17 protein-coding genes are annotated in these 12754 nt (G+C 58.8%); 6 read left to right on the top strand and 11 right to left on the bottom strand.

The features are described 5' to 3' along the window. Positions 1-24: 24 nt before the first annotated feature. The 10 genes from ATY79_RS11120 to ATY79_RS11075 all read right to left on the bottom strand — a co-directional run bounded on the left by ATY79_RS11120 (position 25) and on the right by ATY79_RS11075 (position 8584). Positions 25-819, bottom strand: coding sequence for a TrbG/VirB9 family P-type conjugative transfer protein (locus ATY79_RS11120; RefSeq protein ID WP_088703889.1), 795 nt, complete (start codon positions 817-819; stop codon positions 25-27). Between the two features lie 14 nt (positions 820-833). Further along, the gene (locus ATY79_RS11115; protein ID WP_088703888.1) at positions 834-1526 is read right to left on the bottom strand and encodes a VirB8/TrbF family protein; all 693 of its coding nucleotides are present in this window, start codon (positions 1524-1526) and stop codon (positions 834-836) included. A gap of 25 nt (positions 1527-1551) precedes the next feature. Then, positions 1552-2586, bottom strand: coding sequence for a type IV secretion system protein (locus ATY79_RS11110; RefSeq protein WP_088703887.1), 1035 nt, complete (start codon positions 2584-2586; stop codon positions 1552-1554). A gap of 11 nt (positions 2587-2597) precedes the next feature. Continuing rightward, positions 2598-2810 (bottom strand): hypothetical protein, encoded by a 213-nt coding sequence (locus ATY79_RS11105; RefSeq protein WP_088703928.1) that lies wholly within the window; start codon positions 2808-2810, stop codon positions 2598-2600. A gap of 4 nt (positions 2811-2814) precedes the next feature. After that, on the bottom strand, positions 2815-3516 hold the full coding sequence (locus ATY79_RS11100; protein ID WP_088703886.1) for a type IV secretion system protein: 702 nt from the start codon (positions 3514-3516) through the stop codon (positions 2815-2817). A gap of 14 nt (positions 3517-3530) precedes the next feature. After that, on the bottom strand, positions 3531-4640 hold the full coding sequence (locus ATY79_RS11095; protein ID WP_088703885.1) for a lytic transglycosylase domain-containing protein: 1110 nt from the start codon (positions 4638-4640) through the stop codon (positions 3531-3533). Further along, the gene (locus ATY79_RS11090) at positions 4637-7051 is read right to left on the bottom strand and encodes a VirB4 family type IV secretion system protein (protein ID WP_088703927.1); all 2415 of its coding nucleotides are present in this window, start codon (positions 7049-7051) and stop codon (positions 4637-4639) included. The genes ATY79_RS11095 and ATY79_RS11090 overlap by 4 nt, the downstream gene beginning before the upstream one ends. 2 nt (positions 7052-7053) lie before the next feature. After that, entirely contained in the window at positions 7054-7266 is a 213-nt protein-coding gene (locus tag ATY79_RS11085; protein ID WP_245312360.1) for a VirB3 family type IV secretion system protein, read from the bottom strand. Positions 7267-7355: 89 nt separating this feature from the next. Next, complete coding sequence (locus ATY79_RS11080) at positions 7356-7694, bottom strand: TrbC/VirB2 family protein (protein ID WP_088703884.1); 339 nt, start codon at positions 7692-7694, stop codon at positions 7356-7358. A gap of 17 nt (positions 7695-7711) precedes the next feature. Continuing rightward, positions 7712-8584, bottom strand: a complete 873-nt coding sequence (locus ATY79_RS11075; RefSeq protein WP_088703883.1) for a lytic transglycosylase domain-containing protein — start codon at positions 8582-8584, stop codon at positions 7712-7714. 130 nt (positions 8585-8714) lie between these two features. On the opposite strand from ATY79_RS11075, the gene ATY79_RS11070 reads away from it, so the two are divergent. From ATY79_RS11070 to ATY79_RS11055, 5 genes are all read left to right on the top strand, one after another. Further along, entirely contained in the window at positions 8715-9347 is a 633-nt protein-coding gene (locus ATY79_RS11070) for a hypothetical protein (RefSeq protein ID WP_245312359.1), read from the top strand. Beyond that, complete coding sequence (locus ATY79_RS11065) at positions 9344-10117, top strand: thermonuclease family protein (RefSeq protein ID WP_141105723.1); 774 nt, start codon at positions 9344-9346, stop codon at positions 10115-10117. Before ATY79_RS11070 ends, ATY79_RS11065 begins: the two co-directional genes overlap by 4 nt. Before the next feature lie 21 nt (positions 10118-10138). After that, a complete protein-coding gene (locus ATY79_RS30495; RefSeq protein WP_141105722.1) occupies positions 10139-10687 on the top strand; it encodes a hypothetical protein in 549 nt (182 codons plus the stop codon). A gap of 343 nt (positions 10688-11030) precedes the next feature. Next, positions 11031-11342 carry a type II toxin-antitoxin system HigB family toxin gene (locus tag ATY79_RS11060; RefSeq protein ID WP_088703880.1) on the top strand — a complete coding sequence of 104 codons (312 nt, stop codon included), beginning with the start codon at positions 11031-11033 and terminating at the stop codon, positions 11340-11342. Positions 11343-11359: 17 nt separating this feature from the next. Further along, on the top strand, positions 11360-11740 hold the full coding sequence (locus ATY79_RS11055) for a transcriptional regulator (protein WP_088703879.1): 381 nt from the start codon (positions 11360-11362) through the stop codon (positions 11738-11740). Positions 11741-11839: 99 nt separating this feature from the next. On the opposite strand, the gene ATY79_RS11050 is transcribed toward ATY79_RS11055, so the two are convergent. Next, complete coding sequence (locus ATY79_RS11050) at positions 11840-12079, bottom strand: hypothetical protein (protein ID WP_141105721.1); 240 nt, start codon at positions 12077-12079, stop codon at positions 11840-11842. 202 nt (positions 12080-12281) lie between these two features. On the opposite strand from ATY79_RS11050, the gene ATY79_RS11045 reads away from it, so the two are divergent. Beyond that, the gene (locus ATY79_RS11045; RefSeq protein ID WP_088703877.1) at positions 12282-12752 is read left to right on the top strand and encodes a helix-turn-helix transcriptional regulator; all 471 of its coding nucleotides are present in this window, start codon (positions 12282-12284) and stop codon (positions 12750-12752) included. Positions 12753-12754 lie beyond the last annotated feature (2 nt).

The following is a 12754-nucleotide window of genomic DNA, read 5'->3' as shown; positions in this document are numbered from 1 at the left end:
CTTCGAGCTCAGGTGAGCGCTTAGTCAATTGCCACTCCTTCTGCGGTTCATCGCCTTCTCATCGGGAGAGGGAGCAAGGAGCGCGGGATCTGGCCGACCGAAATCTGGCTTTCTCAGATTGAAGATGCAGGTCCACTGATTGCCGTCGCGCAGCGTGTATTGCGAGGCTGTTCCGTCAACGACGATATAGTCGCCTTCACGACGGAAGTTTAAGAGTGTCTCGGTGAAGTCGCTATTGACGGCAAAGACTGCCGGCACCTTTTGGCCAAACTTGAAAAAGGTCTTCCTGCCGTCATCGAAGATCATCAGCGGCTTCATGGCCGGATCGCCAGAGAAGGAATAGTCGATGTTGACGTTGGCCTTGTCGATCCCGGACATGTTCGGGTAGGCGGCCCGGGCTTCGGCTTGCTTCCGGAGTGACGCGTTCAAATCCCTGTCGGGGTAGACGAAGCGGATACCGAAGACCTTCTTGTTGTCTTCCGGGGCATAATCGTTGAGCTCAAGGTAATAGATCCGCTTCGTCGTCACGACATTCATGTTGGTGGCGACGTTCTTCGCCTTCGGCTTGACGAACAGGATGTTTGCCTTGTCCGTCGGAACGATGTCCCAGCTGTCGGTATCGCCAACAGCGATCGTCTCGAACGTCTCATCCTCGTCAAAGATGATCATCGTCGAAATGCCGTAGGTGGCAAATACCCGCACGACGTCGTCCGGTTGATAGACCACGCTCGTCACCCTGGGATCAAGCCGGCCCGCCAACGGCGTCCTGGCAGCGTGCGATGATGATGCAGGCAAGAGCGAAGCGATGATTGCAACCATTAAAATGCATCGTCTCACGGATTGCTCTCCGTCACTGTCTCCTGATCGCGTCGATAGTCGTAGACCTGAAATCCCAGCGGGTTTTCAAAGCGCCACTCGTTGGTCGCAGGCGTATCGGTATAGCGATAGCGGACAACGGCAATCCAATGGCGCGTGATTGCATCCGTGTCGGAGACCTCGCTTGTTGCGAAACGGACGATGCCGGTTGAACTGTTTGGGAATGTCACTGACGCGATCTCGGTCATCACCCGCTTGGCTTTTCCGTAAAGCTTCGCGGGATTTCGAGCATTGGCCGCGCTAAAGAGGTCCTGTAGCTCGCGGGCCGCATTGCCAGTGGAAAGGAGTGCTGCAATTTTGAAGTTCTGCTCGATCGCATAGGGGTCATATCCCTCGCGCGATCTGATATAGCGAACGATGTTGGCCTGCGTGACGGCCTGTTGGTCGGTGAGATTGGCGGGCCGGGTCAGGCCACTCTTCACCTCGAGATAGCCGGTGTTCTTGTCGACTTCGACAATATATGGCTCGAAACTCTTGAGTGGCACGAGCATCACCAAGGCGATCAGGCTAAGCAGCGTGATGCCGGCAAAAATCGTCGTCACGAACCACGCGAATGTCCGGGAGCGATTGGCCTTCCTGACGATTTCCTGCTCCCAGGCGTCACCGCTCTGGTAATAGGTGCGAAGCTCGAGTTCCTTCGTGTCAGCCATCGTCTATCTCTTCGTTTCCGGGTCGTCAGCGAGGCAGGCTCTGGCGGGAGATCTTCGTTTGCATGGCCGAGCGGGTGCCGGAGGCATTGTCCTCGCCTTTACTGCCGCCGCCGCTGAAGCGGTTCGAGAGCCATCGACCGCCGCGATAGGCGGCGACGCCTGCGCGTACGCCGCCCTTGGCCGCGGCCAATGGGTATTGGACGCCAAGCCGGCGCGCGATCCCAGCGGCTGCGTTGCCAACGCCGACGGCAATCCCGCCTGCAATCCCCTGGCCGATCGACTGGATGTAGAGCATCACGAACCCACCCGCGATGCACAGAAGCAGGAAGCCTGGGATGTCGGCGAGCGTTAGGGTCCGCGAGCCGCTTGCAGCATCGATCTTGCTGAGCTCCGGGTTGACAGCTGCGATCAGGAAAGCGGCGATGACGTAGACGAAGAGAGGAATGAGCGCATAGGTCAGCACCTGATTGAACCAGCCCATGCCATAGCCACGCGTTCGATCGAACAGCATGCAGGCAATGAAGATGGGCGCGGTGCCGATCAGCACCCAGAGCATCACCTTGGCAAGGATGAGGACGGCAAGTGCGATTGCGATGAAGATACCGGCGCCGACCAGGATCAGGATGCCGACCATGCTCGGAAGGATCGAAAAGTAGCCGGACTGCTCCGCAAAGGCCGAGGCTGCCTCGTTGGCCCGCATCCATATCTGCGACAGACCGTTCGTCGGCTCGGTGATCCCCGTTCCAGAGGCTGCCAGGATCGCCCGGCCGACGTCTTCGGGCGTATCGTTGAGCCAGCGATAGAAAAGATTGTTGAAGTTGGCCCAGGAGCTGACCAATGCAAGAATAATCATCATTCTGACGATCCGGCCAAGAATATCGCCGAGCGAAAGGCGAGACGTGCCGATGACCAGCTGCAGGCCGTACCAGGCGAGATAGACCATGAACATCACCCGCAGGAGCGGCATCAGTTCGTTACCGACCACCGTGTAAGCCTGCTGTGAAAAGCTCGAACCGGAGTCTTCGATGCGCTGGAGGAGATCGCCAAGAAAATCCTGCATGGCTTTAATCCCTATTGTTCGTCGGTGAGAATGACGCCGATCGCTGCAAAGGCTGCGGCTGGGTCATTGACGCGCCGCATGACGCCGCAATCCCGTCTGGTTTCGCGGGCAAAGGGCGCGAGGCTTAAGGGCCGTTTGCACGGCGCCGTCTTTTCCTTGATGGTGCCGCATCCTGTCAGCAAAGCGATGGCGAGCGCGGCAATGCCAAGCATTTTCCCGATCATCATGCTAATGGCCGTAGGTCAGCGTTTTCCGCGAGTTGGAGATATCGGTGAGGCGGCGTTGGTTTTCGGCCTGCAGCGACGAAACCGCTCCGTTCATCACCCCGATCATTTCGTTCAGGGTCAGACCAGACTGCACCTGCAACTGGGTGTTCTGATCGATCGAGCCCTTGATATCCTCGGCAGTCCCGATCCGGGCGCCGGCGCCTTCGAAGGCGCTGCGCCGCATTTGCGCTGCCTGTTGCGCACCGTTGGTCAGGGCCTGGACGCCGAGCACGGTGTTGACCAGCTGCTCATAGGACTTGTCGCCCGAAAAGCTGCTGTTGTCTTTGCCTGACAGGCTCTTGACCAGCTGCAGGCCATTGATGAACAAGGTCGCTGTTTTGGCGATGTCGCCGCTCATCGACCCGAAGTGCGGCGCACCCTCCTTCACGATGTTGTCAAACGACGGGATCTGCGAGACGCTGAAGCCTTTTCCGATCGCCAGATTGTTGAGGGGTGCTGCGGTGCTGGCCCGGTCTCCGGTTACGGCCTTCAGCGTGTCCTCTACCGTCGAAAGGATGTGCTTGTTGGTGTCAAGGATCCTGTCTGTCGTTTCGGCGGTCTTTTTGGCGACCTGATAGTTGGTTTTGTCGATGACCGGCACGTCGGCGAGAACAGCCGACCGCATGGACAGCAGCATGGACATTGTCAGGACGTCAGCTCTCATTTTTCGTTCTCCCATCATTGCGGTCGCAGCATCAGCTGCACCTGGTTCACATCGGGGCGTTTTTCGATGCAGGCCTGGTCCGCGGCACTCCAGACCAGATCTTGTCGCGGGTCGCAGAGACCCGGTGTGTCTGGCGCTGCCGGGTGATCTTCCTTGCTGCTGCTCGTCTGCGAGGAGCCGGAGAGATTGGCCGATGCCATGGCATTGCGCGAATTCAAGAGATCCGCCATGGCAGCGCCGAGCCTGATGATGTTGTTCATCATCTCGAGATTGGCGTTGCGGGCCGTCGAATTGTGATCCCAGCTGTCCTGGATGGTTCCGGTCTGCAACGCTGAGAGCTGCTGGTACCAGCTTGCGACGTTGTCGAGGCTGGCAGACGTCGACGTACTGATCGCCATGGCGTTCAGGGTCGAGCTGCGCATGCCGGTATAGGCTGTTTGCCCACCCCCGAAATTCAAGGGAATACCCGACTTGTCTGATCCACCAAAGGCCGGCAGCCAGTCCTTGGTAATTGCCGCCACATAGCCTTGTGTTTCCTTGAAAGGTGGAATGCCGCCATACCTGCTGACATTTCCCGGGCCGGAATTGTACGCCGCAAGGGCGAGGTTCATGTTGCCGCCGAAATTGGATAGTTGTTGCCTGTAATAGCGCGCCCCGCCCCGCAGGTTTTCTTCGATATTGTTCTCGTCGACACCAAGCTGGGCGGCTGTGTCCGGCATCAGCTGAGCAAGCCCGGTCGCTCCGGCGCCGGACTTGGCGCATGGATTGAAGCGGCTCTCCTGATAGACGAGGGCGAGGAACTGGTTTTCGTCGACACCAGATTCGCGGGCGACGCGACGCACGAGACCGGAGATTTCCGGATTGCCTTGGGCGGCGCCGATTGGGTCATTGCGCCGGCCTGGCCGGTACATCGAGCAGGTAACCGAGGTGTGGATCGTATAGCGATCATGATCGGTGTCCTCGAGCGCGGCGGTCGTCTTGTCGCGCTGCGCACGCGGATCAAGATTGCTCTTGTCGAAGGTTGGAACCTCTGCCCTTGCGAGCTCCGCACTCAGGCTGATCGCTGAGGCGGCAAGCAGGAGGAGGGCGGCGCATGGCGGCCGTTGTGCTGCCTCGCTCGTCACCGGCCTTCCTCCCAACCGCAGAACCTTGCCAGCCAGCCGGAGGGATCATCGCCGTGCTGTTTGCGAAGCAGGGCGCATTCCTCGATGGTTTCCTTGCGTGCGGAAAGCACCTTGATCAGGTCCGGCATCGAATCGAGATCGAGCCGGGCAATGACGCTGTCATGACCGTGCTTGATCAGGAAGGATCGCTTTTCCGGAGGGGTGTTGCGGATGAAGCCGAATTCCTTGGCGCTCAGCCCGAAACGGTGAATGTAGCTCTCCTCGTCGGCGCGCGGATTGGGAAAATGAATCGTCGTGGCAGACTGCTCGATCAGCGTGTGGGCGGCCGGTGAGCGGACGATATCTGCAGCAGACTGGGTGGCGAAGCCCACAATGCCGTTCAGCTTGCGGATGGTCTTCATCTTGTCGACGATGAAATCGCTGAAGATCTGGTCTTTCAGCAGGCGCCAGCCCTCGTCCATGAAGATCATGACCGGGTTGCCGTCGAGGAGCTCGTCCAGCCGATGGAAGATGTACATCAGCGCCGGGGTGCGCAGATCGTCGTTGTCCAGGATGTTCGTCATGTCGAAGCCGAAGACGCGCCGTTCGGAGAACGAGAGGACGTCGCGGGGCGCGTTGAAGAGCCAGGCCTTTTCGCCTTCTATCCAGGGGCGCAGCCGCGCATGAAGGTCGTCCGGCCCGGCGCGTGAGCGTCCGGTGAGGAGCCCGGCCAGGTTGGTCAGCGTTCGCTCGGCCGCAGGCTCGCGCATGAGCCGAACGATCGCACGTTCAAGCGTGTCCTCTTCTTCCTGATCGAATGTGTGGTCTTTGTCCCTGCTGAGCATTGCCTTGAGCAAGCGGAGCAGAAATTGCCGGTTTTCACCGGTGTTTTGGATCTGCATGGGATTGAAACCGGTCGGCACGCCCGGGGTGAGGATCTCGTATGAGCCGTTCATCGCCCGCAGGAAGAGTTCGCCACCCCGGTCCTTGTCGAAGAAGACGGCGCGCGGCGAGGGTTTCACCCTGAACGCTTGTGCCAGCAGAAAGGCAAGAGCGACGGTCTTGCCGGATCCGGTTGGCCCGGTCACCAGAAAATGGCCGATATCACGCTGGTGGAAGTTGAACCAGTAGGGTGTCTGGCTGGAGGTTTCCAGAATGGTGACCGGCCTTTTCCAATGCATTCCATCGCTTTGGCCACTCGCGAAATTATGCATCGACGAAAGGCCGGAGAAATTGGCGCTCGAAAGCATCGCCCGCCGGGCGATATAGGCGTGATTGCCCGGAAGTTGCGCCCAGAAGGCTGCCTCAAGGTTCAGGTCCTCGCGCAGCCAGTTGATGTTCATGTCGGTGAGGCAGGCACCGAGATCTGCGATCGTTTTGTTGACGCCATCGAGGTCGCGCGACAGGCAAAAGAGCGAAAGATGATGGAAGCCGAAGACGGCCTCCTGGTTGAGCAGGCTGTTCAACGCAAAATCGATATCGTTTTCGATATCGCTGCCGGCCTCGTCTGACGCTCCGATCTGCCGCTTGAGCCTCGAAATGCGTTCCTGAGCAATCGGTTTGTCGGCGAGTGTAAAGGACTGGGTTAGGATGAACTCGTGATTCACCTGTAAGAGGCCATCCAGCATTCCCGGACCCGTGAACGGCGGATATTCCTTGATAGACAGCATCGCTCCGAAGCGATCATCTTCCGTCACCGGCCCCTGGGCCTGCATGGTGCGGCGTGCAAAATGAAGGCGTGATGTCCCAAGGAAATTGGCAAGGCTCATGCGCGCAAGACGCATCTTGCGGGCCACGCCGCAGGTCAGGATGGTGTTCAAGAACGCCGAAGGCTCCGAGTAGGGCTCGTTGTTGACGCTTGAAATACCAAGGACTGTCGCACCGTACTTGCTAAGGTCGCGCACGATATTGCCGACAAGCTCTTCGAGCTCGCCAACGGCCTCGACAAGTTGATCTTCCTCTGCGTTTCGGCCCAAAGCCTGCCCGAGGAGACGCCTGACGCGGTCACCGACGGCCAGCGCGCCACGCATGCCCGAGCGCAATACCGTCAGGTAAAGCTCATTTCTGAACATGCGCTTGCGGCCAAGGCAACCCATGTAGCGGCGGTCAAGTTCGGCGCAGAACGGATCGTCGAACTCGCCGGCAATGACGGTATCGACCTGTCGGCGGATCACCGTCGACCACAGCGAAAAGCGGCTCGAGCCGAGAGCCCGGATCAACGTATTCTGGACGACCGCGCGCATGTTGATCTCGGCCTGGTCCTCGGTCTGAAAGAACAGTCCGTCCAATTTGATGACGCTCATGAGGGCGCCATCTTCGAGCTTGATGACGGTGTCGGCGACGTGACGCAGGTAAGGGATGTGTCTGGCCATCGGTCGTTCGCGATGGTGCACGGATCCGAAGCCGAGTTCTTCGCGGATGACGCTGAGCATGATCATGGCCCGTAGGAGTTTGCGCCCCAGAACGCCTTGTTCGGCGTCCGTGGCGTCAACCGCGTGGAGACCTGCAGCACATCGAGGACGCGCGCGTCAAAGCTGCAGAGAGTGAAAAGAGCGGCGTAGGCGCATGGCGCCGTCATCAGCGCCCACAGCTCGTTGGTTATCAGCCAGGCGATGATTGTGAGCCCGATGACGATGACGACTGCCATGTAGGGTACGCCCCATAGCGTCGGTGAACGCGTGAGGCCGATCACCAGGGGGTCAAGTGGGGTTCTTCTTCCTGCGGGGCGGCCATGGCTTAGTTTCCGACCGTCGATATCAATTGGTCGACGATGGCGGGCGCACCGAAGACGAGCCCGATGCCTAAAACGACCGCGCCTGCCGTGAACCAGCTGAGGCGACCTGCGAAGGCAAGAAACCCGAGGCCGATGACGGCAATGATGGCGACGAGACGTCCGAATGGCCCGGTGATGAAATCGACGACGGCCTGCACGACGGTCTGCAGGGGAGCAAAGGCCTGATTGGTCGCCTGCGCCATGGCGAGGTCGGCTGCGGCAAACTGCATCAGGCAAAGAGCGCCGAGAACGGCAGCGCCGCGCGCCCATCTCCTTTGACGATGAGACAGTAGAAGCTTCATGGTCATCTCCTTTCGGTTCAGAACTGCATGACCCCACCGATGAACTTCGGTGTTGTCGCCCAAAGCACATCGCCCGCCAGTGTGTTGTCGATGTCGGTTGACTGATTGCGGCTACGGCTTGTTCGTTTCGCAGGAAAGTCGAGCCCAAGTTGCCGGTTGATCACGGAGGCGACGTAACGGACGGTCTCGGGATAGGCTGGGATGCCGCCGCTGTCGTAGACTGCCTGTTCGCCGGCGTTGTAGGCCGCAGCCGCAATGATCGGGCTTTTGAATTTGTCCAGAAGCGCCCGCAGATAGCGCATGCCGCCGTCGATGTTGTCGGCGGGATCACAGACATCAGCCACGTCGAAGCGCTTCGCAGTCTCCGGCATCAACTGCATCGGCCCGCGTGCACCCTTGGGGCTGTTACGGACCCGGTCGAAGCGGCTTTCGGTCCACACGATCGCCAATGCGAAGCTCAGGTCCACACCATAACGGCCAGCGGTTGCTGCAACCAATGCCTGGATGTCTTCCACCGACAACGGCGAGGCGCCACATTCCGGTGTCGAGGCTAAGGCCAGGCCGGGACCGAGATGAACTGATTTGGTTTGGGACCGCGCCGATTGCGGGAAACCTGGCGCTCCCCGTCCGCCTTGCGCAAACGGACCAGAGAAAGAACTATAATAGTCCATAAAGCGATACCAGTCGTCGTGTGCTCCCGAAGCAGCGACACTCCCTTCAGGGCTGATCTGGACATACGAACGTTGTGGCCCTTGCTTCGCGGAGCGAGGGGCTGGCGCATGCAAAGGCATGTATGATTGTGACGTGATCTCAATATGTTGAGATTTTGCCGCTAATGAATGCAGGCACGAAAGCGTCGCAATCAATGCCATCCGGTACTTGCTGATCATCGGACACCTATGCGTTCGTTAGGGAGGTAAACGACATCAGAAATTGCTTGCTGTCAACCATAAAAAGGAACTAATATAGTTTGCAAATGAAGCCGGCATGATCTGCGAGTGATGTTGCGGGGGTGTGAGGATGAAGCAAACTGGTATCGTTCAAAGCCGAATGGTCTCGATCGTCACGCTGCTTGCAGGGATATCCGGACTTACGTCTGACGCCCTTGCTGCTGGGCCCGTCGACCCCGGCTATATCAAGTCTCTTGCCGCGCCGGGAAAAACGGTCTTGGTCGTCGAATATTACGACGGGAACAGGACGGTCGTTTCGCGCAAAGGATACGCCTCGGCGACCGGGTTTCGCGCCAGTTCGCCGACCGATATCAGGATCGACGGCAAGACCATCCTGCATCTCTTTGGCGTGGAGCCTTGCCAGGGAGAGATGGTCAACCGGAAGGAAGGTTTTGCCGGACGCTGCCAGGACTTTGCCCGGCAGCAACTGGAAATCCTCCTCAAGTTCCCGAAGGTCATCCTTTGCCGGGCCTTTCTGTCCGAGGCGACTGCGCCAAAGCAGGATGTGACCTGCTTTGGTTACTACTATTTCCCCGGATCGCTCGACAGCATCAGCAATTTCGAAGAGGAATTGGTGTCTTTGGGTGCACTTCGTCTGGCAACAGGGCCTGATGGATCGCCGATGCGTCCGGATCTCGCGGAGGAAGAAAGGATCGGCCGCCAGGGGTACGGCATGTGGGCTGATCCGAGGACAAAGCGATGAGATGGGGCGGGTGCTTCGCATTGGCGATCATGCTCTGCGACGGAAGCGCCACAGTCGCTGAAGCCCGCGAAATCCTGGCGCATTCCGGCCTGAGACGGGAGACCGGCGATATCTGGCCTGAGAGCAAAAGACCCGACCGGCTCGATGCTGTCCAATCCTGCCCGCCTGATTTCGCGCCTGGCCAGCTTCGCTCATTGTCATCTGCGGCCATATCAAGAATTGACGGCAGAGCATCTGCCGTCGATGGCCGCACCCTTCGGTTTGCAAAAGAGGGCCTCGACGTCACGCTCGCCGGTATCGACGCTTGCGCACTGCCGCAGTGGTCTTTTGATGCCGACCTGCGAGCGGAGACGGGCGATCGGCTGGAGCCCGTGCCGTGCGGCGCATTTGCCCGGGCCTGGCTGAAGAGGACGATGCAAGACCGTCCGGTCAACTGTCTTGTCAAGAGCGCAAACCGTTCGCTCTTCGGGCGTTGTTTGGTTGGCGGACGTGATCTGGCTCTCGAGCTTTTGAGGGTCGGTCTTGCGAAAGTCGCCGCCGACGGGGTTCCAGACAGTCTGTACCGATCGGCCGAAAAGCACGCCATGGCGGCTCGACACGGGATGTGGGGCACGTATGTTCTCGACATGAATGAGTGGCGGGCAAGCGCCGTGGATCGCACCCTGCGCCGGCGTCCCATTGCCGACTACAATCTGCTGGTCGACCGGCGCTCGGAAATCTCGCCACCCTTTGCTGACGCCAAGCGCTTGCCGAGGCGTACCGACCGCTAACCAGGTAAGGAGACTGAGAATATGAAGTCTATTCTTGTCGCCGTCTCTGTGCTTGTGGTCTCGTTCGTCCCGCGCTTGGCTGCTGCTGACGAATGGGGTTGCGAGGTGCTCCTTTGCGTGGCCTCGTCTAACCCGTCGTGGCACGGTGTGCCCGAATGCCATCCGCCGATGGACCGCCTGATCCAGGCAATGAAAGCCCCAGGCTTTTCCTGGCCGACCTGCCCTGAAGCTCGTGCTGGAAAACCGGGGTATGAGCCCTTTGCCAATTGTCCTCCAGGATGGTCTGCAACGGAAGGCGGCGTCGGGCGCGCTGGCACTCGCACTGAACTGTCGCGTTGCATGCGACCGGTGAACGATTGCCGGGGCGGTGCGTGGACGTCTCGTGGCTTTGCCGATAAAGATCGAACTGAGGTCAGGCCCGATGGCACCTCCCGCGTCTACCACGATAACCGGTCTTGCGCCTACACCGAGTACGTGGCGCGACCACGTCGCGAACAGCCCTACTACTTCGATATCCGTGATGAGACGGGTGACAAACACTCGCGGATCTATTTCGACTTGACGCGCTGACCGGTGCCTGCGTCGCTGGCATCTGTTTGGCGACGGTGGCCAGGTCAAAATTGCGGAATTTCCCGAAAGGGGCGACCAGCCGGCGAACGGATATGCAGATGCAATCTGGTCGACGCTGATGGTGCTGCCGAGGTTGGCAATTGACTGCCGGCATGCTGACACCCCGCATGCGGTTTCTGCCGCGTGCGGCGTGCCGGCGACGCGAGATGCCGCTTGAACTGCGCCCGACCGATTTCCGACGCCGCTGTTGGTGGCCGGTTGAGCGCACGCACCGCGAAAGTTTCCAAATTGGGAATTTCGGGACTTGTTTCCAGATTGGGAACGCGTTAGCTAGGGAGTGAGAATGAACGTTATCGCCAAATCCGCCTTGGTCAAGTTTTGGAGTGGCTTGCCCAAAGGGACACCAAGAGCGACTGCTGAAGCTGCAATGACGGAATGGTATGCCACCGCGTCCAAGGCGAGTTGGGCCAATTACAGCGAATTGAAGAAAACCTTCAACTCGGCTGATATCGTCATTGGCAACAAGGTTGTTTTCGATGTTGGCGGCAACAAGCACCGCATAGTGGGGTTGGTCGCCTTTCGCTCAAGGCGGATTTACGTCCTTTTTGTCGGAACCCACGCCCAATACGATGCGATCGACGTGAATAAACTCTGAGGTGAAGGGAGATCGATATGTTGAATTTGAAAGCTTTTCGGACGCTTCAGAGTGAAGACGAATACAATGCTGCGTTGAAGGCGGTTCGGCCGTATTTCGAGAACGAGCCCGACGATGGGTCCGATGAGGCTGCTCATTTTGACGCGCTCGTCCTTCTGATTGAACAGTATGAAGCCAAGCATTACCCCATCCCGACGGCGAGTCCGGTCGAGGTAATCAAGTCGGTGATGGTTGCGAACAATTACAGCCGGGCCGACCTTGTGGCTGTCATTGGCTCCAAGGCGCGAGCGGCCGATCTTCTGAACGGCAAGCGAGAGATCAACTTGGACCAGATTCGAAAGCTTAGCAAAGCATGGAATATTCCCGCCGGCTCACTGATTGGCGACGTTGCTGCTTAAGGGGGAACTGGCCCGGATCAGAGCCGACATACACAACAGTCGATAGTCGCGAGAACCGTCGAAAGTCGCGATCAACGAGGCGAGCTCCGCCTTGCGGAGTCAGTTTTCGGCCTCGCTTTGCAAACGCCGGCTTTGCGCCCTTATTTTCGCCAGCGCCTCTTCGTCGAGAGCGATTTGGCCTGCAAGCACGTGCGCGAGAAGGTGAAGTAGTTTTTCGACCGCGAGCGTGACCGTCGGTGCTTCCCAGTCGATGAGGTCATCTCTTGTTGCAGCTTCGCTTGCGAGCACCTCGTCTATTGCAAGGCGTGTGGAGTTGCCGCCGGTGACGCGTCCTTTCATTTCAATCACCATTGATAGAGAACGTTCGTGTGCCCTGATCCGTTTCAGCAGTTCGGCTCTCACATCGTTACCCTTTCTTTAGCTCACCTCATGAAAATGCAGGACCGGAAAGAGGTTCGTGGAAAAGCGGTTGTCGGGAAAACCGCATAGGCAATCGCCGGATGAGTGCTATAAACCAACGCATCGATTTGAGCGGGAATGCATGACAGCTAGGACTGACAGCTACATCACCGAGACAGGACTCGAGCCAACCGCCGACGCGAAAGTGGATCGACCGGTCTATCGCCGCCCAGGCTTTGACGGAATTGCGTCCACGCAGGCGATGGACGAAACCATTGCCGACGCGTTGAGCAGGTTTCGAAAGCAGAAAGACCTGTCGCGGGCCGAGCTCGCCATGCTTATCGGTTCAATCGAGGCGGTCTACGGACGCTATGAGCGGGCGGTGACGAAGCTTCACGCCACCCAGGTGCTACACCTTTGCGAAGTCCTTGGCATTTTTCCAGATGATCTGCTTTTCGATGCGGCTCCCCATCTTTGGGGTCATACGAGGGAAGAAGCCCTGGAACGTCGGCGCATCACGAAGATGATACAGGCTCTTCCGCCCGAGACCCTGCGGACGGTCGCAACGATCCTGGATTCGATATTTGCGCTTCAAAAGGAACCGGGTGCGTAGAC

Source organism: Rhizobium sp. R693, from assembly GCF_002211315.1.
Taxonomy (GTDB): domain Bacteria; phylum Pseudomonadota; class Alphaproteobacteria; order Rhizobiales; family Rhizobiaceae; genus Rhizobium.
This window is presented reverse-complemented; position numbering and strand designations above follow the sequence as displayed.

Excerpts from the sequence above, each read along its gene's own strand:
- ATY79_RS11120 (WP_088703889.1), bottom strand. The coding sequence starts at position 819 with ATGGTTGCAATCATCGCTTCGCTCTTGCCTGCATCATCATCGCACGCT.
- ATY79_RS11115 (WP_088703888.1), bottom strand. The coding sequence starts at position 1,526 with ATGGCTGACACGAAGGAACTCGAGCTTCGCACCTATTACCAGAGCGGT.
- ATY79_RS11110 (WP_088703887.1), bottom strand. The coding sequence starts at position 2,586 with ATGCAGGATTTTCTTGGCGATCTCCTCCAGCGCATCGAAGACTCCGGT.
- ATY79_RS11105 (WP_088703928.1), bottom strand. The coding sequence starts at position 2,810 with ATGATCGGGAAAATGCTTGGCATTGCCGCGCTCGCCATCGCTTTGCTG.
- ATY79_RS11100 (WP_088703886.1), bottom strand. The coding sequence starts at position 3,516 with ATGAGAGCTGACGTCCTGACAATGTCCATGCTGCTGTCCATGCGGTCG.
- ATY79_RS11090 (WP_088703927.1), bottom strand. The coding sequence starts at position 7,051 with ATGCTCAGCGTCATCCGCGAAGAACTCGGCTTCGGATCCGTGCACCAT.
- ATY79_RS11085 (WP_245312360.1), bottom strand. The coding sequence starts at position 7,266 with ATGGCAGTCGTCATCGTCATCGGGCTCACAATCATCGCCTGGCTGATA.
- ATY79_RS11080 (WP_088703884.1), bottom strand. The coding sequence starts at position 7,694 with ATGAAGCTTCTACTGTCTCATCGTCAAAGGAGATGGGCGCGCGGCGCT.
- ATY79_RS11075 (WP_088703883.1), bottom strand. The coding sequence starts at position 8,584 with ATGATCAGCAAGTACCGGATGGCATTGATTGCGACGCTTTCGTGCCTG.
- ATY79_RS11070 (WP_245312359.1), top strand. The coding sequence starts at position 8,715 with ATGAAGCAAACTGGTATCGTTCAAAGCCGAATGGTCTCGATCGTCACG.
- ATY79_RS11065 (WP_141105723.1), top strand. The coding sequence starts at position 9,344 with ATGAGATGGGGCGGGTGCTTCGCATTGGCGATCATGCTCTGCGACGGA.
- ATY79_RS30495 (WP_141105722.1), top strand. The coding sequence starts at position 10,139 with ATGAAGTCTATTCTTGTCGCCGTCTCTGTGCTTGTGGTCTCGTTCGTC.
- ATY79_RS11060 (WP_088703880.1), top strand. The coding sequence starts at position 11,031 with ATGAACGTTATCGCCAAATCCGCCTTGGTCAAGTTTTGGAGTGGCTTG.
- ATY79_RS11055 (WP_088703879.1), top strand. The coding sequence starts at position 11,360 with ATGTTGAATTTGAAAGCTTTTCGGACGCTTCAGAGTGAAGACGAATAC.
- ATY79_RS11050 (WP_141105721.1), bottom strand. The coding sequence starts at position 12,079 with ATGAAAGGACGCGTCACCGGCGGCAACTCCACACGCCTTGCAATAGAC.
- ATY79_RS11045 (WP_088703877.1), top strand. The coding sequence starts at position 12,282 with ATGACAGCTAGGACTGACAGCTACATCACCGAGACAGGACTCGAGCCA.